Source organism: Kitasatospora sp. NPDC089913 (assembly GCF_044748625.1).
Taxonomy (GTDB): domain Bacteria; phylum Actinomycetota; class Actinomycetes; order Streptomycetales; family Streptomycetaceae; genus Kitasatospora.
The window spans coordinates 1-21,521 of record NZ_JBIVGI010000053.1 but is presented as its reverse complement, the minus strand read 5'-3'; the positions used below and the strand labels follow the sequence as shown (position 1 = coordinate 21,521).

Sequence of the window (21,521 nt, the reverse complement as noted above, 5' to 3'; positions counted from 1 at the left end):
CACGGCAACCGGTCGGCTGTATCCACCGTGAGCTCCTACGATCCGCTGCGCCCGGTCCCCGGGGCAGCCGGGAAGGTTCGCTGTGCCCGCCACCCCCACCACCGACCCCCTGCAGCGCGAGCGCGACCACCTCGCCTCGTCCCGGGCCGCGCTGCGCGCGATGCGCGAGGACGTCGAGTCCCTCGACATCAGCGACGTGACCGGCACCTGGGTCACCGCCATCGTGCTGCACAAGCAGATCGAGGCCAGGATCGCCGCCCTGGCCGACCTCTCCCACACCCCGCTGTTCTTCGGCCGGCTCGACTACCTCCACGCGATCGGCGAGGAACTGAGCGAGGGCTCCGGCGGGGACAGCTTCTACATCGGGCGCCGGCACGTGCACGACGCCCACGGCGACCCGATGGTGATCGACTGGCGTGCGCCGGTCTCCCAGCCGTTCTACCGGGCCAGCCGCACCGATCCGATGGACGTCGAGCGCCGCCGCCGCTTCGGCTACACCGGCGGCGAGCTGACCGCGTACGAGGACGAGCACCTCACCGACCCGGCCGAGGGCGACACCGCCTCCGCCCTGCTGGCCGCCGAGATCGAGAAGCCGCGCGTCGGCCCGATGCGCGACATCGTGGCCACCATCCAGCCGGAGCAGGACGAGATCGTCCGCGCCGACATCTCCGGCACCCTCTGCGTGCAGGGCGCGCCCGGCACCGGGAAGACCGCCGTCGGCCTGCACCGGGTGGCGTACCTGCTGTACGCGCACCGGGAGCGGCTGGCCCGTACCGGCACGCTGGTGATCGGCCCCAACAACGCCTTCCTCTCCTACATCGAGCAGGTGCTGCCCGCGCTCGGCGAGCTGGACGTCGCCCAGGCGACCGTGCAGCAGCTGGTCGCGCATGTCGAGGTGCGCGGCGAGGACTCCGCGGAGGCGGCCCGGCTGAAGGGCGACGCCCGGATGGCGGAGGTGCTGCGACGGGCGGTGCGCTCCGGTATCGCGCTGCCCACCGAGCCCTGCGTGGTGGTCCGCGGCTCCCGCCGCTGGCGTGTTCCGGTCCACGAACTGACCGGGATCATCGAGGAGTTGAAGAGCCGGGAGACCCGCTACGGCGCGGCCGCGGAGGCGCTGCCGCAGCGGATCGCGCACGCCGTGCTGCTGAAGATGGAGCAGTCCGGCGAGGCCCCGGACGACCGGGTGCAGGACGCGGTGGCCCGCAACGCCGCCGTGAAGGCGACGGTCAGGCAGTGCTGGCCCGCGGTCGACCCGGCCAAGCTGGTGCTGCGGCTGCTGTCCGACCCGGAGTTCCTGGCCGGGTGCGCGGAGGGCGTGCTGACCGCGGAGGAGCAGGCCGCCGTGCTGTGGCCCAGGCCCGGCCGCTCGGTGAAGACCGCCCGCTGGACCGCCGCCGACGCCGTGCTGGTCGACGAGGCGACGGACCTGGTGCGGCGCACCCCCTCGCTCGGGCACGTGGTGCTGGACGAGGCGCAGGACCTCTCCCCGATGCAGTACCGCGCGGTCGGCCGCCGCTGCAGCACCGGCTCGGCCACCGTGCTCGGCGACCTCGCCCAGGGCACCACCCCCTGGGCGACGGCGAGTTGGCCGGAGGCGCTGCACCACCTGGGCAAGCCGGCCGCGCACATCGAGGAGCTGACCAAGGGCTTCCGGGTGCCGGAGGAGGTCATCGCGTACGCCTCCCGGCTGCTGCCGTCGATCGCCCCCGGTCTGGCGCCGGCCGGTTCGGTCCGCGAGGCCCCGGGCTCGCTGACGGTCCGCCGGGTCGCCCCGGAGGAGCGGACCGACGCCGTGGTCGCCGCCTGTGTGCGGGCGCTCGGCAAGGAGGGCTCGACCGGTCTGATCGCCGCCGACGCGCGGGTGCCGCTGCTGGCCGAGGCGCTGACGGCGGCCGGGCTGCCGCACCTCGCCCCGGGCGCCGAGACCAGCGCGGAGGCCCGGCTGACCCTCGTCCCGGCCTCGCTGGCGAAGGGTCTGGAGTACGACTACGTGGTGCTGGACGAGCCGGCCGCGGTGGTCGCGGGCGAGCCGGACGAGCGGACCGGGCTGCGGCGGCTGTACGTGGCGCTGACCCGTGCGGTCTCCGGCCTGGAGGTGCTGCACGCCGAGCCGCTGCCGGCGCAGCTGGGCTGACCCCGACGGACGGCGGCGGGCGGGGGCACCGGTTCGGGGTGCCCCCGCCCGCCGTCGTACGGCTGCCGCGGTGGGGCCGCCGCGGAGCCGCGGCGGAGCCGACGCCAAGCCTTCGACCAGCCGTCGATCAGCCGTCGATCAGCGCCCGCCACTCGGCGACCTTGGCGACGTCCACCGGCGACTGCCAGCCGTCGACCCGCACCGCGCCGCCGACGTGGAAGGCGTCGAAGCCGGCCCCCCGCAGCCCCGGCACGTGCTCGGCCCGCAGGCCGCCGCCGATGAGGATCCGCTGGGTGTAACCGGGCTCGCCGGTCCGGGCCAGCTCGGCCAGCAGGACGTCGAGCCCGGCGTCCACGCCGCCGGCCGAGCCGGAGGTGAGGAAGGTGTCCAGCCCGGGCAGCGCGCCCACGGCGGCCCGGACGGCGGCCCGGTCGGCGCTGTGGTCGATCGCCCGGTGGAAGGTCCAGCGGCAGCCGGCGACCGCCTCGGCGACGGCCGCGGTGGCTGCCAGGTCCACCGCGCCGTCGGCGTCGAGGAATCCGAGCACGAACTCGTCGGCGCCCTCGGCCCGGAGCGCGGCGGCGCGGTCGCGCAGCTCGTCCAGGTCACCGGGGGCGAAGCCGTCCCGGATCCGGAGCATCACCCGCAGCGGGAGGTCGACGGCGGCCCGGATCTTGGCGAAGTCCTCCACCCCGGGGGTGAGGCCGTCGGCGGCCATGTCGGTGACCAGTTCGAGCCGGTCGGCGCCGCCCGACTCGGCGGCCTGGGCATCCTGGGGCGTCAGCGCGATGACTTCGAAAATTGGTCTAGACATATTAGACAGAGTGCCACATCGCCCCCGCCCCGGCGAGCCCCGTGCGGCCACTTGGCCGGACAACGCGCATGCCCCGGGAAGCACGGAACGGCACACCACCGGGGAGCGGCACACCCCGGGAAACACGGAACGGCCGGACGCTCCGGGTCCACACCCCGGTCGTCCGGCCGTTCGGAGCGGCGAGGCCCCGGCCGTCCCCGCTCAGGCGAGGCTCCGGTGACCTCCCGCCCCGGCACCGCGGCGCAGCAGCCCGCCGGCCACCACGGTCGCCACCACCACCAGGCCCACCACCGGGAGCAGCCGCCAGACCCCGCCGATCGACTGCCAGATCCGGAACAGGCTGAACGTCAGGGTCAGCGGCAGCACCGCCAGCCCCGCCGCGGCCGGAACCAGCCGGTCGCGCGCCGCGAGGAGCAGCGCCAGCAGCGGGACCAGCACCAGCGCCGCGCCCGCCTTCCAGTCCATCAGCACCCACGAGCTGTAGAAGTCCTCCGCCACCAGGACCAGCCCGCCGCCCACCGTCGCGGCCAGCACCATCGCCCGGTCGCTCCAGGTCTGGCGCCGTCGCAGCAGCTCCTGGGGCGCGAGCGCGAACAGCAGTCCGGCGAACAGCTGCGGGGTCGCCTCGCAGGACTGGTTGAACATCAGCCAGAAGTCGGGCATGGCCAGCACCGCCAGCGCCACGCCCAGCGCCCCCACCGCCGCCACGGCGACGGCCGCCGCCCGGGCCAGCCGCCACCGGCCGGCCAGCACCGCGCCGACCAGCAGCAGTGGTGCCAGCAGCGAACCGAAGTACCAGGCGTGGAAGGGGACCTGGACCACCCGGTCCGGCAGCTCCCACATCCAGCCCGGGGCCCGGCCGGTCGCGTCGTGCAGGACCCGGGTCAGCCCCAGCCCCGCGATCGCTCCGGCGATCAGCGGCGCCGCCAGCGCGAGCAGCCGCCCGGCGGTGGACGAGGAGGTCAGGCCGGTGCGCATCCGCAGCCCGTACGCCCCGAGGTCGAACGCCTCGCGCGCGGTGGCGAGCCGGCCGCCCTCGGCCGTGGAGTCGGCGAAGACCGCGGACAGTTCGTCGCCGCGCTCGCGCCGGTAGCGGGCCGGGTAGAGCCGCAGCGCGGCCCGGAACGCCACCGGCTCCGCCGACCCCGGGAAGAACTGGATCGTCATGAGAATGCCCCCCTGGCCTTGAAGAACGCGAGCTTGCCACCACCGGCCACGGGGCGGACGGCAGCCGGTCGGACGGACGGCTCACGGACGGCGGCCAGCCGCCGCCGGGCCTCCTCGGCGACGGCGCTCAGCCGCTCCGCCTCGGTGGTCAGCGCATCGCGCCCGCCGTCGGTGAGGGCGTAGGTGCGCCGGGCCCGGCCGTCGACGATCTCCTCGGCCGCGACCTCGATCAGCCCCTGCTGCAGCAGCCGGTCCAGCGCGCCGTACAGGGTGCCGGTGCGCATCTTCACCCGGCCGTCGGAGATCGCGGAGATCTCCTGGATCAGCGCGTAGCCGTGCCGCGGGGCGTCGGCCAGCGCGGTGAGCAGGAGCAGCGTCGGCTCTTGCATCGCCCGTTCAGTCATGGAGTTACATATACCTTTCATCGACATATCATGTCCAGCGGAATCTTTGGCGGTCCGGACCGGCCCAGCAGAATGGCGCCATGCCGGAAGCCGACACCCCCGCCACCCGGGCCCCGTCCCCCGCCGCCGAGGACCTCCTCGCCGCCTGGACCGCCCTGCTGCGCCGCTGCGGCGCGGCCACCGATCCCGCCCCGGCCGGGCGGGAGCTGCTGCGCCGCTGGTCCGAGCCGCAGCGCCGGTACCACACGGTCGACCACCTGCGCGCGGTGCTGGGTCACGTCGACGCGCTCGCCGAGCACGCCGACGACCCGGACGCCGTCCGGCTGGCCGCGTGGTTCCACGACGCCGTGTACCGGCCGGACCGCTCCGAGAACGAGGAGCGCAGCGCCGCCCTGGCCGTCCGGGCGCTCGACGGCTGCGGGCTCCCGGCGGCCCGGGTCGCGGAGGTCGCCCGGCTGGTCCGGCTCACCGTCACCCACCGTCCCGAACCCGGCGACCGCGACGGCGAGGTGCTGTGCGACGCCGACCTCGCGGTGCTGGGCGGCGACCCGGCGGCGTACGCGGCCTACGCGGCGGCCGTCCGGGAGGAGTACGCCTTCGTGCCCGAGCCGGACTTCCGCGCCGGGCGGGCGGCGGTGCTGCGCCAGTTGCTCGCCCTGCCCGCGCTCTACCGCACGACGACGGCGCACGGGCGCTTCGACGCGCCCGCCCGGGCCAACCTCGCGGCCGAGCTCGCCCGGCTCGCCGGACCGGCCGAGCCGGGCGAGCCGGCCCGACCCACCGGTCCCGGGGCGCCGGACGGGACCGGCTGACAGCACTCGAACACGTCCGGGCCCGTACCGGCGACGACCACCGGCACGGGCCCGGCCGCCCGCGTCGACCCGGACAGCCCGCACGCCCCGGACACCCGCACGACCCGGACACCCGGCGTCGGCCGTCAGCCCGCCCGTCGCGCCAGCGGCAGCCGGCCCCGGCCGAAGGCGGCCGCACCCAGCCCCGCCACCACCGGCAGCACCACCACGATCAGCAGCAGGAGCCCCCAGGGCGCGGTGAACGGCACCGCGGGCGCGCCGAGCTGCCCGGACGCGTGCGACCGCAGCAGCCCCAGCGCCGGGACGAACCCGCTCACCGTCCCCAGCACCGCGCCGACGCCGGCGATCAGCGTGCACTGCAGCCCGGCCTGGATCCGGTTCGTCCGCGGCGGCGCACCCACCGCGGCCAGCGTGGCCCGGTCGTTGCGCGAGTCGGCGGCGGCCAGCCCGGTGGCCACGGCCGCCGCGCCGAGCACCACCACCACGGCGAACCCGCCGAGCGCCAGGGTGTTCGTGTCCCCCTTGGGCCGGTATCCGCGCTCCACCGTCAGCTGGGCGTGCGGCACGAGCCGGGCCACGGCCGCCTCGGCGCGCTGCTGCGCCTTGCGGTCAGGAGCGACCTCGGGGCGCCACACCGAGCCGTTGGGCCTGGGCGTGAGTCCGGCCCGGCGCACCGCCTCCGGGCCCATCAGCACCGCCCCGTACCGGGCCGCGTCGGGGTTCTCCGCCAGGACCGCCTCGACCCGGACCTCGATCCGCTCCGTCCCCGGCACCTGTCCGGGCAGGACCGGTCCGCCGGCGGCGCCCTGCATCGTCAGTGTCGCCCGGCCGTCGTTCAGGAAGGCGCGGTCGAAGACCACCGCCCGACCTGCGGCCAGGGCCTCCTCGGCCGCCCGGTCCCGCACGCCGAACAGGTGGTGCAGGACCGTCGTGTCGCCGGACAGCACCCGGCTCCCGGCGTTGCCGGACTCCGGACGCGCCCCGGCGCCCTTGGCCTGCACCGTGCTGGAGCAGTTGTCGCAGAACACGTAGGTCACGTCCTGGACGTCGGCGCGGGCGCCCAGGTCCGGCAGCGCCTGCTCGACGGCCCGGCGCAGCCGGACCGTCTCCGGGCTGCCCGGAGAGGCGGGGGCGTCCAGCACGACGGCGCCCATCGGAGCCGTCGGCCGGTAGGAGGCGCGCTCCTGGGCCTCGGTGCCGGTGCTGTAGACGCCGACGGCGACGGCTCCGGCGACGGCGGCCATCACGGCGGCCACGGCCGGCGCGGTCCGGCCGCGGTGGCGGGCCGAGTCGCGCAGGGCCAGCCGGGGGCCGAGCGGCAGCCGGCCCGCGAGCCGGCCGAAGAGGGCGATCAGCATCGGGGTGAAGAACAGGATGCCGACCTCGGCGGTGGCCGCACCGGCGAGCACCGAGAGCGCCCGCTTGTTGAGCCCGCCGAGCACCGGCATGGTGCCGCTCTGGTACGTCCCGGCGCCGTACAGCGCCAACGCCGCACCGGCGCCGACCAGCAGCAGGCCGACGACCGGCAGCAGGCGGCCGGGCGTGGCGACGGAGTCGCGGCCGGTGAGGCCGGCCACCACGTCCCGGCGGGCCGCCTGCACCGCGGGCAGCACGGCGGCGGCGAGCGCGGTCAGCACGCCCACCGCGGCGATCGCCAGCAGGTCGAGCGGTGCGATCGCGAAGTGTCCGAAGCGGCTGCCGCCCGCCCCCTCCAGCCAGGGCCGCAGCGCGGCGACCAGGCCGGTGCCGAGCGCCACCCCGAGGGCGGCCCCGGCCAGTCCGAGCACCAGTCCGCCGCCGAGCACGATGGCGCGGATGTGACCCCGGTGGCCGCCGGCGGCGCCGACCAGGGCCAGCTGCCGCCGGGAGCGCCGGGCGCCGACCGCGAAGGCCGGGCCGGCCAGCAGGGTGACCTCCAGCAGCGCCATGCCGATCACGGTGACCAGGACGACGGTCCGGTTGTCGCTCCCGGGGGAGACCCACCGGTCGGCGTCGTAGGGGACGGCCGAGGCCGGCGGCGGGTCGAGGGCGACCGCCCGGGAGGTCACGGTGAAGCCGTACCGGTTGAGCTTCTGGACGGCGGTCCAGTCGAGCCCGGCGCCGACGGGCAGCCGGACCAGCCACTGCTCGGCGCGGACGCCCTCGTCCCGGCCCGCGGCGACCGGTCCGCCGGGAGCGTCCGGAGCGGCGGCGGCCGCCGCGGCCAGCGGGGAGATCAGCCGGCCGGGCCGGGCGACCAGTTCCACCTTCCCGAGGTCCCCCGGGTGCTCGACCACACCGGTGAGCCGGAACGGCGTCCGCTCCAGCCCCTTGACCGTGGTGGAGTCGCCGAGGCGCAGTCCGGCCTCGTCGAGGAAGGCCCGGGTGACGGCCGCCTCGTCGGGCGCGGCGGGCGCCCGGCCCTCGACCAGGTCGAGCCGTCCGGACCAGACCGGATCGGCCGGATCGGCCTCGGCGGTGGAGGTGGTGAACAGCCCCTCCCGGGTCGAGGTGCTGACCTCGGGCCCGGGCGTGGCCGGCACCAGCACCGCGGCGGACGGCAGCAGCCCGCCCAGCAGTTCGGCCGAGGTCGCCGCGCCGGCGGCCGCGGGAGCGGACGCGGGGTCGGTCCGGGCCTCCGGCAGCACCCGGACGCCGTCCTCGGCGAACGGCGCCTGCTCGACGGAGCGGCCCGGGCGGTGGGCGGTGACCAGGGCGTCCGCCCCGCCCATCAGCCGCTCGACCCGCTCGGCGGGGGTGAGCGAACCGCTCCGGTGGACGATGTCGGCGCCGGTGACACCGAGCACCGGCAGCGCGACCATGGCGATCACCAGGGCGCTGCGGCCCTTGGACCTGAGGGCGTCGCGGCGGGCGATGCGCAGCGCGACGCGCAGGGCGGAGAGCTTCATCGCCGTCCCCCGTTCCCGCCGGCGAGCAGCGGGTGCGCGGCCTGCCCGACGCCCCCGTCGACGACGGCCCCGTCGTTCAGGACGACCACGCGGTCGGCCCAGACGGCGTGGCGGGGGTCGTGGGTGACCATCATGGCGGCGGCGCCGGCGTCGCAGCGGGCCCGCAGCACGGCGAGCACGGCCTCGCCGGTCGCGGAGTCGAGCGCGCCGGTGGGCTCGTCGGCCAGGACCAGCCGGCGGTCGCCGACCAAGGCCCGGGCGATCGCGACGCGCTGCTGCTGGCCGCCGGAGAGCTGCTCGGGGAAGCGGTCGGCCAGCTCGGGGATGCCCATCTCGCGCAGGGCGGTCAGGGCCTCCCGGCGGGCGGTCCGGGCGGACACCCCGTCGAGTTCGCGCGGCAGCGCGACGTTCTCGGCCGCGGTCAGCGCCGGGACGAGGTTGTAGTCCTGGAAGACGTAGCCGACCGAGCGGCGGCGCACGGCGGCCAGCCGGGTCCGGTTCAGTCCGCCGAGCTCGACGCCCTCGACCAGCACCTGCCCGCCGCTGGGCCGGTCGAGGCCGCCGGCCAGGGTCAGCAGGGTCGACTTGCCGGAGCCGGAGGGCCCCATGACGGCGACGAACTCGCCGGGGCGCACGGCCAGGTCGACGCCGCGCAGGGCATGCACCTCGGCCTCGCCGTGCCCGTGCGTCCGGGTGACGGCGCGCAGTTCGAGGACCGGACGGGCCGGATCTGGCTGGGACATGGGTCTCCCCCACTCATTGCCGAAAGAAGGACTCGGACGGACTATATATGTCGTTGGACTGCATATGCAGTCCAGTGGTTCCCATCGGCACGAAAAAGCCGCCGCCGCACCCGGAGGTGCGACGGCGGCCCGGAGGAGGAAGGACCGGCGGCTGAGGCCCGGCCGGCAGCCGGGACGCGCCCTACAGCTCGCCCACCGCCGCCACGACGGCGCCGCGCTTGCCGCACACCCAGTGCGGCTCCGGCCCCAGCTCGGGTTCCACGCCCAGCGCGTGCGGGTCGCCGTCGGCCGCGCAGTCCGCGCACAGCGGCCAGCGGCCGTGGCTCTCCAGCAGCGCGTCCTGGACGTCCTGGGCGACCAGGCCCAGGACGTACTCGACGCCGTCCGGCCACTGCTCCAGCCACCAGCGCCGGTGCGTCACGGCCTGCTCGACCAGGGACACCACGGCGGGGTCGGCGGCGTCCCGCGCGGTCAGGTCGGCCAGGATCAGCGCCCGCGCGGTGTGCAGCGCCGTCTCGATGTCGTCTGTCGTAGCCATCCGTCCAGTCTCCCAAGAACGCCCGGAAACCCGGGACCCCCGGCCCCGGGAAGGCGCCCCGGGAACGCCCCGGGGAACGATCCCGGGAACGCCGCGAGGGCGGCTCCCCGTCGGGGAACCGCCCTCGCGGACGAAAGACCTGCCGATCCGATCGAAGCGATCAGGATCAGAAGTCCATGTCACCGCCCGGCATGCCGCCGCCGGCGGCCGCGGCGGCCTTCTCCGGCTTGTCGGCGATGACGGCCTCGGTGGTGAGGAACAGCGCCGCGATGGAGGCGGCGTTCTGCAGCGCGGAGCGGGTGACCTTGGCCGGGTCGATGATGCCGGCGGCGACCAGGTCGACGTACTCGTTGGTGGCGGCGTTCAGGCCGTGACCGGCGGGGAGGTTGCGCACCTTCTCCACCACGACGCCGCCCTCGAGGCCGGCGTTGGTCGCGATCTGCTTGATCGGGGCCTCGAGCGCGACCTTGACGATGTTGGCACCGGTGGCCTCGTCGCCGTCCAGCTCCAGCTTGTCGAAGGCGACCGAGGCCTGCAGCAGCGCGACGCCACCACCGGCGACGATGCCCTCCTCGACGGCGGCCTTCGCGTTGCGGACGGCGTCCTCGATGCGGTGCTTGCGCTCCTTGAGCTCCACCTCGGTGGCCGCGCCGGCCTTGATGACGGCCACGCCGCCGGCCAGCTTGGCGAGGCGCTCCTGGAGCTTCTCGCGGTCGTAGTCCGAGTCGCTGTTCTCGATCTCGGCGCGGATCTGGTTCACCCGGCCCGCGACCTGCTCGCTGTCGCCGCCACCGTCGACGATGGTGGTCTCGTCCTTGGTGATGACCACCTTGCGGGCGCTGCCCAGCAGGTCGACGCCGGCGTTCTCCAGCTTCAGGCCGACCTCCTCGGAGATCACGGTGCCGCCGGTGAGGATGGCGATGTCCTGGAGCATGGCCTTGCGGCGGTCGCCGAAGCCCGGGGCCTTGACGGCGACGGACTTGAAGGTGCCGCGGATCTTGTTCACGACCAGGGTCGACAGGGCCTCGCCCTCGACGTCCTCGGCGATGATGACGAGCGGCTTGCCGCTCTGCATGACCTTCTCCAGCAGCGGCAGCAGGTCCTTGACCGAGCCGATCTTGGAGTTGGCGATCAGGATGTAGGGGTCCTCGAACGAGGTCTCCATACGCTCCAGGTCGGTGGCGAAGTAGGCCGAGATGTAGCCCTTGTCGAAGCGCATGCCCTCGGTGAGCTCGAGCTCGAGACCGAAGGTGTTGCTCTCCTCGACGGTGATGACGCCTTCCTTGCCGACCTTGTCCATGGCCTCGGCGATGAGCTCGCCGATCTGGGTGTCGGCGGCCGAGATGGAGGCGGTGGAGGCGATCTGCTCCTTGGTCTCCACGTCCTTGGCCTGGGCCAGGAGCTGGTCGGAGACGGCGGTGACGGCCTTCTCGATGCCGCGCTTCAGGGCCATCGGGTTGGCGCCGGCGGCGACGTTGCGCAGACCCTCGCGGACGAGCGCCTGGGCCAGCACGGTGGCGGTGGTGGTGCCGTCACCCGCGACATCGTCGGTCTTCTTGGCGACCTCCTTGACGAGCTCCGCGCCGATCTTCTCGTACGGGTCCTCGAGCTCGATCTCCTTGGCGATGGAGACACCGTCGTTGGTGATCGTGGGGGCGCCCCACTTCTTCTCCAGAACGACGTTGCGGCCCTTGGGGCCGAGCGTGACCTTCACTGCGTCGGCAAGCTGGTTCATGCCACGCTCAAGGCCGCGGCGAGCTTCCTCATCAAAGGCGATGATCTTGGCCATCAGAAGTGGTCCTCCGGGACACGGTCGACTGCTCGGACCAAGGGGTGCCCGCGACGGACGGCCCTGGTGTGCGGGGGTCCATTCCCCTACCGCTCCCTGGGGCCTCACCGACCCGGTCCGCTGTCACTCTCAAGCTGTGAGTGCTAACGCCAATGATTAGCACTCCGGGTGGGTGAGTGCAAGCCCAATCGGGCAATCCGCGAGCCGCGCCACCCGCGCCGCGCACCCGCCCGGAGCCGTCCCCGACCGCCTCCGACCGGGCCGGATCCGACCGGAACGCCGCGCCCCGCGGCCGGCCCCCGGAGCCCGGCCCCGGGCCCGACGGCGGACATCGCGACGGCCACGACGGCCGACATGACGGCGGACATGACGGCGGGCCCGTACGACCGAGGTCGCACGGGCCCGCCGTGAGAATCAAGAGGTGCGCCAGCCGATGGGCCGAGCAGAGCTCCCGGGTGTCGGAAAGGTCAGACCGCCGCGCGGACCATGTCCGCCTGCGGACCCTTCTGCCCCTGAGAGATCTCGAACTCGACCCGCTGGCCCTCCTCAAGGGTGCGGTAGCCGTCCATCTGGATCGCGCTGTAGTGGACGAAGACGTCCGCACCACCGTCGACCGCGATGAAGCCGTAACCCTTCTCCGCGTTGAACCACTTGACGGTGCCCTGAGCCATTCCGAACTCCCCTAGTGCTGTGCTGGCCCTTCACGCGCCCGCAGGTCTGCGGGCCCGGGTCTGGTTGGAGGCCGGCCCGGGGAACCCCCCCTGGGCGCAGCCGCGCACGCCACAATCCTCCCGATGACGCCGAACGGCATCCGGCGAACGGGCGATTGCGTCGACCGCGGCTGAATGTATCCGGATCGACGCCCTCTGCAACAGGGTCAATGGCGGGGAATTCACCCGCGGCGCCGTGGGACAGGACGGGCGCAATCGGGATAAAGCCCTGCATTCTCCGCCGGACATAGCGGACGTATTACCAGAAATCCCCGCCAGAATTCTGACACCGGCCTGACATGTATCCAGGTCCCGGGCCCGTCCCGGCTCCCGCCGGACGCGGGCCGGCGGTGGTGGCGGTGCGGTGGATTCGTTCCCGGACCAGGGTGACGGGCGCGCCCTGTTCCCGGTCCAGCGACACTTTACTCCGCCCGGGACCGAAGATATTCCCGCCAAAATGCGCACGGCCGTCCGCGGCACGGAATTCCGTGCCGCGGACGGCCGTCGGCGACGCGCCCGCCCCGGGGGGAACGGACCGCCCGCGGATCACCCGCCGGCGACCGCCGGGATGATCGAAATGTTCGCGCCGTCCTTGATCCCCGTTTCCAGGCCCTCGGCGAACCGCACGTCGTCGTCGTTCACGTAGACATTGACGAAACGGCGCAGCTTGCCGGTGTCGTCGAGGATCCGCGCGGCGATCCCGGCGTGGTTGCGCTCCAGGTCGGCGATCACCTCGGCCAGCGTGGCGCCCTCGGCGGGCACCTCGCTGACGCCGCCGGTGTAGGTGCGCAGGATGGTCGGGATGCGGACGTTGGCGCTCATGGGGGTCTCCTAGCTACTACGGGCGCTGGGTGGGCGGAGGGGTCAGTCGGAAGCGAGGCCGGCGCCCCGGAAGGCGTCCAGGGTCGGCCGGATGACGGCGGTCATGCCGGACTCGGCGACCGCGTCGAGGGTCTTGAGCCCGTCACCGGTGTTGATCGCGACGGTCTCCTTCGACGGGTCCAGCTGCCCGGTCTCGACCAGCTTCTTCAGCACGCCGACGGTCACGCCGCCCGCGGTCTCCGCGAAGATGCCCTCGGTCCGCGCCAGCAGCCGGATCGCCGCCACGACCTCCTCGTCGGTGACGTCCTCCACCGCGCCGCCGGTGCGCCGGGCGATGTCCAGCACGTACGGGCCGTCGGCCGGGTTGCCGATCGCCAGCGACTTGGCGATGGTGTCCGGCTTGACCGGCCGGATCACGTCGTGACCGGCCTTGAAGGCCGCCGAGACCGGCGAGCAGCCCGCCGCCTGGGCGCCGAAGATCCGGTACGGCCGGTCCTCGACCAGGCCCAGCCTGATCAGCTCCTGCAGCCCCTTGTCGATCTTGGTGAGCTGGGAGCCCGAGGCGATCGGGATCACGATCTGCTCCGGCAGCCGCCAGCCGAGCTGCTCGCAGATCTCGAAGGCCAGCGTCTTGGAGCCCTCGCCGTAGTACGGCCGCAGATTGACGTTGACGAAGCCCCAGCCCTCGCCGGCCGGGTCGCCGATCAGCTCCGAGCAGAAGCGGTTCACGTCGTCGTAGTTGCCCTCGATGCCGACCAGCTCGCCGCCGTACACCCCGGCCATCACGACCTTGCCCTGCTCCAGGTCGTGCGGGATGAACACGCAGGACCGGAAGCCCGCCCGGGCCGCCGCCGCGCCGACCGCGCCGGCCAGGTTGCCGGTCGACGAGCAGGAGAGCGTGGTGTAGCCGAACACCCGGGCCGCCTCGATGGCGCAGGCCACCACGCGGTCCTTGAAGGAGTGGGTCGGGTTCCCGGAGTCGTCCTTGATGTGCAGCTGCCCGGTGAAGCCGAGCTCGCGGCCCAGGTTGTCCGCCTTCACCAGCGGGGTCCACCCCGGGTTGAGGTTCGGCTTGGTCGCCACGTCGGCCGGCACGGGCAGCAGCGGCGCGTAGCGCCAGATCGACGCCGGACCGGCCTCGATCCGCTTGCGCAGCTCCTCGGCGCCCTCGCTGCCGAACTCGTAGGCGATCTCCAGCGGACCGAAGCACTCGAGACAGGCGAAGCTGGGACCGAGCGGGAACCGGGTGCCGCACTCGCGACAGGACAGCGCGGTGGCGGGGCCGAGGTCGACGGCGACTGGTGCGGCGGTGTCGATAGCCATGATGGGCGGAGGCCTCTCTCCTCATCTTCCCCGTGACGCGGTCGCGCCACAGGCCGGAATTGGCACCTGTCCCGCCGGGGCTCGAAGCCGACCGTGCGAGAAGGTTGCCGGGACGTCAACGGGCCGTTCCCTCAGTCCCTCTGGATGAGCTCTGTGAAGTTGTGGTTCTGCTCAGCGGCGACCCCGGCGTGCGAAGGTCCGATCGCTGTACGAAGACTGTATCCGAAGGCGTCGGTCCCGAACGGGACCGTCCGCCACGCGAGATGACCCGTCCCAACCGCCCCCGGTCGTCGGCCGGGACCCCATCCGTCGAGGAGAGCACCGTGCCCGCCGAACCGACCCCCGCGCTCCTCCCCGAGACCGCGTCCTGGCTGCGCCGGCGCTCCTGGACCGCGGCCGACCGACCGGTTCACACGCTCCCGGCCGCCAAGCGCGCCCTCGGTGCGGCGGGCACCGTCAGCGTCGTCCTGCCCGCGCTGGACGAGGAGGCCACGGTCGGCGAGATCGTCCGGGTCGTCCGGCGGGAGCTGATGGAACGACTACCGCTGGTGGACGAGGTGGTGGTGATCGACTCCGGCTCGGTCGACGCCACCGCCGAGGTCGCCGCCGAGGCCGGTGCCACCGTCGTCCACCGGGACGCCATCCTGCCCCGGCTGCCCGCCGCCCCCGGGAAGGGCGAGGTGCTGTGGCGTTCGCTGCTGGTCACCCGCGGCGAGATCGTCTGCTTCGTGGACGCCGACCTGCGCGAGTTCGACCCCGCCCTGGTCTCCGGCATCATCGGCCCACTGCTCACCGATCCGGACATCCAGCTGGTCAAGGCGATGTACGACCGGCCGCTGGAGACCGACGGCGCGGTGGTGCCGGCGGGCGGCGGCCGGGTCACCGAACTGGTCGCCCGCCCGCTGCTCAATCTGCACTGGCCGGAACTCGCCGGTTTCGTCCAGCCCCTCGGCGGCGAGTACGCGGCCCGCCGCTCCCTGCTCGAACGGCTGCCCTTCCCCACCGGCTACGGCGTCGAGCTCGGTCTGCTCGTCGACGCCCTGGAGACGGCCGGACCGGACGCGCTCGCCCAGGTGGACGTCGGCATCCGCCACCACCGGCACCAGGACGCCCAGGCACTCGGCCGGATGGCGGCCACCATCTACCGCACCGCGCTGGAGCGGCTGGACCGCACCCACCGGCTGAAGGCCTCCGCCGACCTGGTCCGCCCACTGCTCACCCAGTTCACCCGCGACCCGCTGACCCGCGCCTTCACCGCCCACACCCACCCGGTCACCGCGACCGAACGGCCGCCGATGCACACCGTGCCCGAGTACGCCACCCGGCGCCGATGACCCGTCCCGCGGGTTTGCCGCCCCGGAGCCCCGGCAACGAACCAACCATGGGTGATCTCACGACCGAGCGTTCGAATCCGACCGGCGCCGCTCCCGTCCTGGTGGCGTCCAACCGGGGGCCGGTGTCCTTCGGCACCGCGGACGACGGCACACTGACCCTCCGCAGAGGCGGCGGCGGTCTCGTCTCCGGGCTGTCCGCGATCGACGACCCGGACGCCGTCTGGGTCTGCGCCGCCCTCTCCGACGCCGACCGCCGGGCCGCCCGCGAGGCCCCGGACGGCCGGCTCGACCGGGCCGGCCACGACGTCGGCGGCCAGGCCGTCCGGATGCTGGACATCGACCCGGAGACCTTCGCCCGCGCCTACAACGGCATCGCCAACTCGACCCTCTGGTTCGTCCACCACCTGCTCTGGGACACCCCGACCGCCCCCGCCTTCGACGCCGGCTTCCGCACCGAGTGGGCGGCCTACACCGCGTACAACACGGCCTTCGCCGAGGCCCTCGCCGCCGAGGCCGCCCCCGGGGCCGCCGTCCTGGTGCAGGACTACCACCTGTCGCTCGTCCCGGAGCTGCTCCGCGCCGCCCGCCCCGACTTGCGGATCGGCCACTTCTCGCACACCCCCTGGGCGCCGCCCGAGTACCTGCGGCTGCTGCCCGACGACATCGCCGGGGCCGTCCTCACCGGCATCCTCGGCGCCGACCGGGCGGGCTTCCTGACCCGGCGCTGGGCGCTCGCCTTCGCCGACTGCTGCGAGCGGTTCCTCGGCGCGGAGGTCGACCGCGAGGCGCTCACCGTGACGTTCGCGGGCCGCACCACCGCCCTCGGCGTGCACGGCCTCGGCGCCGACGCCGACTTCCTGCGCGAGCGGGCCCACCGGCCGGACGTCGACGAGCGGCTCGCCACCCTGCGCGCGACCGTCGGCGACCGCCGCACGATCGTCCGGGTCGACCGCACCGAGCTGAGCAAGAACATCGTCCGCGGCTTCCTGGCCTACCGGCACCTGCTGCGCACCCGCCCGGAGTGGCACGACCGGGTGGTCCACATCGCCTTCGCCTACCCGTCCCGCACCGACCTCGCCGAGTACCGGGCCTACACCGACCGGGTCCGGGCGCTCGCCGCGGAGATCGAGGAGGAGTTCGGCACCCCGGACTGGCGGCCGCTGGTCCTCCACGTCGATGACGACTTCCCGCGCTCGCTGGCCGCCTACCGGCTGGCCGACGTGGCCCTGGTCAACCCGATCCGGGACGGCATGAACCTCGTCGCCAAGGAGGTCCCGGTGGTCTCCGACCAGGGGTGCGCGCTGGTGCTCTCCCGGGAGGCCGGCGCGCACGCCGAACTCGGCCAGGACGCGCTGAGCGTCAACCCCTACGACATCGTGGCCACCGCCGAGGCGCTGCACGCCGGGCTCACCATGCCGGCCGACGAGCGGGCCGACCGCTGCAAGCGGCTGGCCGCAGCGGCGACGGCGCTGCCGCCGCAGCAGTGGTTCCTGGACCAGCTCAACGCCCTGCGGCCGGGCGGCTGAGCTCCTCCCCCAGCGCGACCAGCAGTTCCACCACGCCGGCCGGGCCCGGGACCACCAGGTCCGCCCGGTCGGCGAGCTCGCGCACCGGCGTGTCCCCCACCGCGCCGCTGCACACCAGCAGACCGGCCAGGCCCTCCGGACGCAGCTTCTCCACCGCCGCGAAGGCCGGGACGTCGCCCAGGTCGTCGCCCGCGTAGAGCACCGAACGGGCCCCGCGCTCGCGCAGCAGCCCGGTCAGCGCCGCCCCCTTGTCCACCCCCGGCGGCCGCAGCTCCAGCACCAGCCGGCCCGGCTCCACCACCAGTCCGTGCCCGGCCGCCAGCCGCTCCATCGGCGCCCGCAGCAGTTCGAACGCGGCCGTCGGGTCCGCCGTCCGCCGGGTGTGCACGGCCACCGAGCGGCCCTTGTCCTCCACCCAGGTGCCCTCCGGCGCACCGAGCGCCGCCAGCCGCTCCGCCAGCTCGGCCCGCACCGCGGCCACACCGGGGTGCGGCGGCGGTGCGGTCAGCCGGCCGTCCTCCCAGCGCTCGGCGCCGTAGTGGCCGAGCACCACCACCCCGTCGATCCCGGCCAGCCCGCCGTACTCCACCGCCAGGGCGGCCGGTCGGCCGGTCACCACGGCGACCGCGCCGACCCTCGGCGCCAGCGCGCGCAGCGCGGGTGCCGCGCCCGGGTCCGCCCTGGCCCGGTCCGGGTCGGGGACGATCGGGGCGAGCGTCCCGTCGAAGTCGAGCGCGATCACGGCGTCACGGGGTGCGGCGAGCAGCGCCGCCAGCCCCGCGCGCCCGGCGTCCGTCAGCGGTCGAGTCATCTCGGAAAGGCCCATGCCCGGCACCGTACCCAGCCCGGGCGGGGGCCACCCGTCGGTCCTCGGCGCCGCCTCGGCGCGTCCTCGGCGCCGCCTCAGCGGGCCGCCCGACGGGCGTCGCGGACCCGGCGCAGCCGGTTGACCAGCACCGGGGCGTGCGCGAGTGCCTCCGGCCGGTCCAGCAGCCCGTTCAGCAACTGGTAGTACCGGGTGCTGGAGAGCCCCAGCTCCTCCCGGACGGCCCGCTCCTTGGCACCGGCCGTCCGCCAGCTCCGGGCCTCCAGCGCCAGCACGGCCCGGTCCCTGGCGTCCAGCCCGGTCGGCCCGGCCTGCTGCTCCGGCCTGTCCTGCTGCTCCGGCCCGGCCTGCTGCTCCGGTTCCGGCCGCTCCGCTTCCTCGTCCGCGCCCATCCGGGGCCACCTCCGCCCATCACTACGGAGTGTCATTCTCCCCCCCGGACCCGACACACCCTGCCCGCTGCGCCGCCCCGGTCCGCCGACTAGCGTCGCCCCCATGACCAGCATCCCGGCCGCCGCCTTCGCCCTGCACGTCCCGACCGCCGAGCTCGAACCCGACCCGCTCGACCCGGCGCAGATCGTCTCCGGCACCCCCGAGGTGTCAGGCCTGGTGCTCTCCGAGTCCGCCTCCGGCGAGTCGGGCATCTGGCAGATCACCCCGGGCGTGGTCACCGACACCGAGGCGGCGGAGGTCTTCGTGGTGCTGAGCGGCCGGGCCACCGTCGTGGTCGACGGCGGCCCGGTGCTGGAGCTCGGCCCGGGTGTCGCCGGGGTGTTCCAGGAGGGCGACCGCACCACCTGGACCGTGTCGGAGACGCTCCGCAAGGTCTACGCGATCACCTACTGACACCGACGGCGGTCACCGGCCGGCGGCGGCGACCCGCCGGTCCCGACCGCCGCCGACGCGGCCCGGATCACTTGCGGATCCGGGCCGCCTCCTTCACCGCCGCCTGCTGGAGGTCCTCCAGCACCGGCTTGGGCTCGGCGGTCGCCGCCGCCCCGATACCGGCCTTGATCCGGTTGGAGACCTCGGCCCAGGCCGGGTCCCCGAAGGGGTAGAAGCTCGCGTTGCCGAGCCCGGCGGCGAACTGCTTGAGGTCCGCGTGCTTCGGATCCGCGGTCATCGCGTCGAACGCGTCCTGGGTGACCGGCAGCAGGTTGTAGGTCTCGTCGAACTTGAGCTGGTTCTCCTTCGCGTAGGCGAAGGAGAGGAAGCGGCGGATCTCGTTCTTGTGGCCGTTGGCCTTGAACGCCATCATCCAGTCGGCCACCCCGAGGCTGCCGGTCTTCGCCAGGCCGTCCTTCTTGGGGATCGGGGCCGTACCGAAGTCGATCTTGCCGTTGGTGGCCATCCGCAGCAGCGTCGGGTGGCCGTTGAGCATCGCCACCTTGCCGGCCGCGAAGTCGCTGTAGACCGGGGTGCGGTTCATCTTCCCGGGCTCGGGGTACGTCAGACCGGTGGCGACCAGGTTGGTCCGCAGCCAGCTGAAGGTGGCCTGGTTCTTGTCGCTGTCGATGGTGTAGTTGCCGACGTCGTCGGAGAGGCTGCCGCCGCCGCTCAGCGTCCAGAGCATCGACTCGGCCGGCGCCTCCTCGGGCCCCAGCGGCAGTCCGTACGGGGTGACGCCCGGGACCTTCGCCTTGATCTTCTCGGCGGCCGCCTTGAGCTCGTTCCAGGTGGCCGGCGGCTGGGCGATCCCCGCCTTCTGGAAGATCGCCTTGTTGTAGAAGAGCACCCGGGAGGAGGAGACGAACGGGATGCCGTACTGCGTGCCGAGCACCTGCCCGGCGTGCGAGAACGACTCCATGATGTTGGCCTGGGTCTCCAGCGAGAGCACCTCCGAGGCGTTGTACAGCCGGTCCGCGGCGGCCTGGTCGGCGAAGCCGCCGGTCTGCAGCAGGTCGGGGGACTTGCCGCTCCTGACCAGCTCGTCGACCCGCTTGCCGATGTCGGTCCAGCTCGACACCTCGACGTCCACCTTGATGCCCGGGTTGGCGGTCTCGAAGCGGCGGGCGACGTCGTCCCAGTACAGCTTGGAGCTGGTGTCCGCGCTCTCGCCGTAGTCGGCCGCCACCAGCCGGAGGGTGACCGGACCGTTGTCCTGGCCGCCGCAGCCGGTGAGCACGAGGGCTCCGGCCAGGGCGCCGGCCATCGTGACGCCGAACAACCGGGTGGGGACCTGGGCGCGCCTGTCCAACGCGGGTACCGCCTTCGGGGGGATCCTGCTGAGGGGAATCGGACCGGATCGGGGGGAGATCCGGCCGGGGGGAGGCCGCAAGGGTGCCAAACCGGGCATGCTGTGGTCCAGACCTCCGGCCCCCGAACGCCGGGTAGTTATCGAAGTGCGGGATTTGTTGCACACTGCGCAACAAAATCCGCGAATCCGACCTCCCGGACGCCCCCGCCCGCCCGGTCCCACCCTCCCGGCGACCGACCCGGCGGCTCGCGCAAAGTGCCGCACACCGCACACTTCTGCGACAAAGCTCACCCCTTTGGACCAGACCAATGCGACAACTGGACTAGACCTCTTAGACCGGACCGAGGGAAACTGTCCCCCGTGAAGCACGTCATCGCACTCGATGTTGGCGGGACCGGCATGAAAGCCGCGTTGCTCGCCCAGGACGGCTCCGTGCTGTTCGAAGCACGCCGCCCGACCGGGCGGGAACACGGCACGGACGCCGTGGTCGCCGCCATCCTCGACTTCGCCGCCGATCTGGCGGACGAAGGCCGCGCCCGCTTCGGCGTCGCGCCCCTGGCGGCGGGCGTCGCCGTCCCGGGGACGATCGACGAACAGCGGGGCATCGCGGTCTTCTCCGCCAACCTCGGCTGGCGCGACCTGCCCCTGCGCACCCTGCTGGGCGGGCGCCTGGCCGGGCCGGACGGCGCGATGCCGGTCGCCCTCGGCCACGACGTGCGCTCCGGCGGTCTCGCCGAGGGCCGGCTCGGGGCGGGCCGGGGTGTCGACCGCTTCCTCTTCGTCGCCCTCGGCACCGGCATCGCCGGCGCCATCGGCATCGACGGCCGGATCGAGGCCGGCGCCCACGGCTACGGCGGCGAGATCGGCCATGTGGTGGTCCGCCCCGGCGGCCCCGCCTGCGGCTGCGGCGCCCGGGGCTGCCTGGAGACCCTCGCCTCCGCCTCCGCCGTCTCCCGCGCCTGGGCCGAGGCCGTGGGCGACCCCGACGCCGACGCGGCATCCTGCGCCGTCGCGGTGGACGCCGGGGACCCGCGCGCGGTCGCGGTCTGGCAGCGCGCGGTGGACGCCCTGGCCGACGGCATCGTGCTCGCCCAGAGCCTGCTCGACCCGTCCCGGGTGATCGTCGGCGGCGGGCTGGCCGAGGCCGGGGACACCCTCTTCACCCCCCTGCGGGCGGCGGTCACGGAGCGGCTGACGTTCCAGATGCCCCCCGAGGTCGTACCCGCCATGCTCAAAGACACCGCCGCGTCGCTGGGCGCCGGCCTGCTCGCCTGGGATCTGCTCTCCATGGAGGTGACCGCGTGACCGCGGACCGACTCGCACTGTCCGGCGCCCGGCTGGTCCTGCCCGGCGGCGTGGTCGAGGGCGACCGCCTCGCCGTCGAGGGCGAGCGGATCGCCGGCCTGGGCGGCACCGCCACCCCCGGCGACCTCGACCTGACCGGGTACACCGTGGTGCCCGGCTTCGTCGACCTGCACGTCCACGGCGGCGGCG

19 protein-coding genes, 1 pseudogene and 1 riboswitch are annotated in these 21,521 nt (G+C 74.3%); of the genes and pseudogenes, 7 read left to right on the top strand and 13 right to left on the bottom strand.

Annotation, left to right across the window (positions count from 1 at the left end; genetic code table 11):
• The first annotated feature begins 82 nt into the window (after positions 1 to 82).
• The gene (locus tag ACIPYS_RS39345; RefSeq protein WP_400755374.1) at positions 83 to 2,134 is read left to right on the top strand and encodes a HelD family protein; all 2,052 of its coding nucleotides are present in this window, start codon (positions 83 to 85) and stop codon (positions 2,132 to 2,134) included.
• 127 nt (positions 2,135 to 2,261) lie between these two features.
• On the opposite strand, the gene ACIPYS_RS39340 is transcribed toward ACIPYS_RS39345, so the two are convergent.
• From ACIPYS_RS39340 to ACIPYS_RS39330, 3 genes are all read right to left on the bottom strand, one after another.
• Positions 2,262 to 2,948, bottom strand: a complete 687-nt coding sequence (locus ACIPYS_RS39340; protein WP_400755372.1) for a copper homeostasis protein CutC — start codon at positions 2,946 to 2,948, stop codon at positions 2,262 to 2,264.
• A 201-nt stretch (positions 2,949 to 3,149) separates the two neighbouring features.
• Positions 3,150 to 4,115: a hypothetical protein gene (locus ACIPYS_RS39335; protein WP_400755370.1), complete on the bottom strand. Its 966-nt coding sequence runs from the start codon at positions 4,113 to 4,115 to the stop codon at positions 3,150 to 3,152.
• Positions 4,112 to 4,519: a PadR family transcriptional regulator gene (locus tag ACIPYS_RS39330; protein ID WP_093861511.1), complete on the bottom strand. Its 408-nt coding sequence runs from the start codon at positions 4,517 to 4,519 to the stop codon at positions 4,112 to 4,114. The genes ACIPYS_RS39335 and ACIPYS_RS39330 overlap by 4 nt, the downstream gene beginning before the upstream one ends.
• Positions 4,520 to 4,599: 80 nt before the next feature.
• Between ACIPYS_RS39330 and ACIPYS_RS39325 the strand changes: the two genes are divergently transcribed.
• Positions 4,600 to 5,331, top strand: a complete 732-nt coding sequence (locus tag ACIPYS_RS39325; protein ID WP_400755368.1) for a hypothetical protein — start codon at positions 4,600 to 4,602, stop codon at positions 5,329 to 5,331.
• A 125-nt stretch (positions 5,332 to 5,456) separates the two neighbouring features.
• Here ACIPYS_RS39325 and ACIPYS_RS39320 read toward each other — a convergent pair whose 3' ends face one another.
• The 7 genes from ACIPYS_RS39320 to thrC all read right to left on the bottom strand — a co-directional run bounded on the left by ACIPYS_RS39320 (position 5,457) and on the right by thrC (position 14,144).
• A complete protein-coding gene (locus ACIPYS_RS39320) occupies positions 5,457 to 8,219 on the bottom strand; it encodes an FtsX-like permease family protein (protein ID WP_400755366.1) in 2,763 nt (920 codons plus the stop codon).
• Positions 8,216 to 8,962, bottom strand: a complete 747-nt coding sequence (locus tag ACIPYS_RS39315) for an ABC transporter ATP-binding protein (RefSeq protein WP_093861508.1) — start codon at positions 8,960 to 8,962, stop codon at positions 8,216 to 8,218. The genes ACIPYS_RS39320 and ACIPYS_RS39315 overlap by 4 nt, the downstream gene beginning before the upstream one ends.
• Positions 8,963 to 9,143: 181 nt before the next feature.
• Positions 9,144 to 9,500, bottom strand: a complete 357-nt coding sequence (locus ACIPYS_RS39310; protein ID WP_093861507.1) for a hypothetical protein — start codon at positions 9,498 to 9,500, stop codon at positions 9,144 to 9,146.
• Positions 9,501 to 9,666: 166 nt separating this feature from the next.
• Entirely contained in the window at positions 9,667 to 11,289 is a 1,623-nt protein-coding gene (gene groL / locus ACIPYS_RS39305; RefSeq protein ID WP_093861506.1) for a chaperonin GroEL, read from the bottom strand.
• A gap of 467 nt (positions 11,290 to 11,756) precedes the next feature.
• Complete coding sequence (locus ACIPYS_RS39300) at positions 11,757 to 11,960, bottom strand: cold-shock protein (RefSeq protein WP_030289665.1); 204 nt, start codon at positions 11,958 to 11,960, stop codon at positions 11,757 to 11,759.
• Between the two features lie 585 nt (positions 11,961 to 12,545).
• Positions 12,546 to 12,821 carry a MoaD/ThiS family protein gene (locus ACIPYS_RS39295; RefSeq protein ID WP_093861505.1) on the bottom strand — a complete coding sequence of 92 codons (276 nt, stop codon included), beginning with the start codon at positions 12,819 to 12,821 and terminating at the stop codon, positions 12,546 to 12,548.
• 42 nt (positions 12,822 to 12,863) lie between these two features.
• Positions 12,864 to 14,144, bottom strand: coding sequence for a threonine synthase (gene thrC / locus ACIPYS_RS39290; RefSeq protein ID WP_093861504.1), 1,281 nt, complete (start codon positions 14,142 to 14,144; stop codon positions 12,864 to 12,866).
• 18 nt (positions 14,145 to 14,162) lie between these two features.
• Positions 14,163 to 14,295: riboswitch (SAM riboswitch) on the bottom strand.
• Positions 14,296 to 14,467: 172 nt separating this feature from the next.
• Between thrC and ACIPYS_RS39285 the strand changes: the two genes are divergently transcribed.
• On the top strand, positions 14,468 to 15,478 hold the full coding sequence (locus tag ACIPYS_RS39285) for a glucosyl-3-phosphoglycerate synthase (RefSeq protein ID WP_231977727.1): 1,011 nt from the start codon (positions 14,468 to 14,470) through the stop codon (positions 15,476 to 15,478).
• Positions 15,479 to 15,525: 47 nt separating this feature from the next.
• The gene (locus ACIPYS_RS39280; RefSeq protein WP_400755362.1) at positions 15,526 to 17,004 is read left to right on the top strand and encodes a trehalose-6-phosphate synthase; all 1,479 of its coding nucleotides are present in this window, start codon (positions 15,526 to 15,528) and stop codon (positions 17,002 to 17,004) included.
• On the opposite strand, the gene otsB is transcribed toward ACIPYS_RS39280, so the two are convergent.
• A complete protein-coding gene (gene otsB, locus ACIPYS_RS39275) occupies positions 16,979 to 17,830 on the bottom strand; it encodes a trehalose-phosphatase (protein ID WP_400755359.1) in 852 nt (283 codons plus the stop codon). The two genes, ACIPYS_RS39280 and otsB, sit on opposite strands and share 26 nt — an antisense overlap.
• 77 nt (positions 17,831 to 17,907) lie before the next feature.
• On the bottom strand, positions 17,908 to 18,222 hold the full coding sequence (locus ACIPYS_RS39270) for a DUF3263 domain-containing protein (RefSeq protein WP_400755357.1): 315 nt from the start codon (positions 18,220 to 18,222) through the stop codon (positions 17,908 to 17,910).
• Between the two features lie 103 nt (positions 18,223 to 18,325).
• On the opposite strand from ACIPYS_RS39270, the gene ACIPYS_RS39265 reads away from it, so the two are divergent.
• The gene (locus tag ACIPYS_RS39265) at positions 18,326 to 18,676 is read left to right on the top strand and encodes a cupin domain-containing protein (RefSeq protein WP_400755355.1); all 351 of its coding nucleotides are present in this window, start codon (positions 18,326 to 18,328) and stop codon (positions 18,674 to 18,676) included.
• Between the two features lie 67 nt (positions 18,677 to 18,743).
• Here ACIPYS_RS39265 and ACIPYS_RS39260 read toward each other — a convergent pair whose 3' ends face one another.
• Positions 18,744 to 20,027, bottom strand: a complete 1,284-nt coding sequence (locus tag ACIPYS_RS39260) for an extracellular solute-binding protein (RefSeq protein WP_400755353.1) — start codon at positions 20,025 to 20,027, stop codon at positions 18,744 to 18,746.
• Between the two features lie 360 nt (positions 20,028 to 20,387).
• On the opposite strand from ACIPYS_RS39260, the gene ACIPYS_RS39255 reads away from it, so the two are divergent.
• Together ACIPYS_RS39255 and ACIPYS_RS39250 are read left to right on the top strand one after the other, a co-directional pair.
• Positions 20,388 to 21,332 (top strand): ROK family protein, encoded by a 945-nt coding sequence (locus ACIPYS_RS39255; protein WP_030393664.1) that lies wholly within the window; start codon positions 20,388 to 20,390, stop codon positions 21,330 to 21,332.
• Positions 21,329 to 21,521, top strand: a pseudogene (locus ACIPYS_RS39250) (N-acetylglucosamine-6-phosphate deacetylase); the annotation flags it as partial. The gene ACIPYS_RS39255 and the pseudogene ACIPYS_RS39250, both read left to right, overlap by 4 nt.

Excerpts from the sequence above, each read along its gene's own strand:
- ACIPYS_RS39340 (WP_400755372.1), bottom strand. The coding sequence starts at position 2,948 with ATGTCTAGACCAATTTTCGAAGTCATCGCGCTGACGCCCCAGGATGCC.
- ACIPYS_RS39335 (WP_400755370.1), bottom strand. The coding sequence starts at position 4,115 with ATGACGATCCAGTTCTTCCCGGGGTCGGCGGAGCCGGTGGCGTTCCGG.
- ACIPYS_RS39330 (WP_093861511.1), bottom strand. The coding sequence starts at position 4,519 with ATGACTGAACGGGCGATGCAAGAGCCGACGCTGCTCCTGCTCACCGCG.
- ACIPYS_RS39325 (WP_400755368.1), top strand. The coding sequence starts at position 4,600 with ATGCCGGAAGCCGACACCCCCGCCACCCGGGCCCCGTCCCCCGCCGCC.
- ACIPYS_RS39320 (WP_400755366.1), bottom strand. The coding sequence starts at position 8,219 with ATGAAGCTCTCCGCCCTGCGCGTCGCGCTGCGCATCGCCCGCCGCGAC.
- ACIPYS_RS39315 (WP_093861508.1), bottom strand. The coding sequence starts at position 8,962 with ATGTCCCAGCCAGATCCGGCCCGTCCGGTCCTCGAACTGCGCGCCGTC.
- ACIPYS_RS39310 (WP_093861507.1), bottom strand. The coding sequence starts at position 9,500 with ATGGCTACGACAGACGACATCGAGACGGCGCTGCACACCGCGCGGGCG.
- groL (WP_093861506.1), bottom strand. The coding sequence starts at position 11,289 with ATGGCCAAGATCATCGCCTTTGATGAGGAAGCTCGCCGCGGCCTTGAG.
- ACIPYS_RS39300 (WP_030289665.1), bottom strand. The coding sequence starts at position 11,960 with ATGGCTCAGGGCACCGTCAAGTGGTTCAACGCGGAGAAGGGTTACGGC.
- ACIPYS_RS39295 (WP_093861505.1), bottom strand. The coding sequence starts at position 12,821 with ATGAGCGCCAACGTCCGCATCCCGACCATCCTGCGCACCTACACCGGC.
- thrC (WP_093861504.1), bottom strand. The coding sequence starts at position 14,144 with ATGGCTATCGACACCGCCGCACCAGTCGCCGTCGACCTCGGCCCCGCC.
- ACIPYS_RS39280 (WP_400755362.1), top strand. The coding sequence starts at position 15,526 with ATGGGTGATCTCACGACCGAGCGTTCGAATCCGACCGGCGCCGCTCCC.
- otsB (WP_400755359.1), bottom strand. The coding sequence starts at position 17,830 with ATGGGCCTTTCCGAGATGACTCGACCGCTGACGGACGCCGGGCGCGCG.
- ACIPYS_RS39270 (WP_400755357.1), bottom strand. The coding sequence starts at position 18,222 with ATGGGCGCGGACGAGGAAGCGGAGCGGCCGGAACCGGAGCAGCAGGCC.
- ACIPYS_RS39265 (WP_400755355.1), top strand. The coding sequence starts at position 18,326 with ATGACCAGCATCCCGGCCGCCGCCTTCGCCCTGCACGTCCCGACCGCC.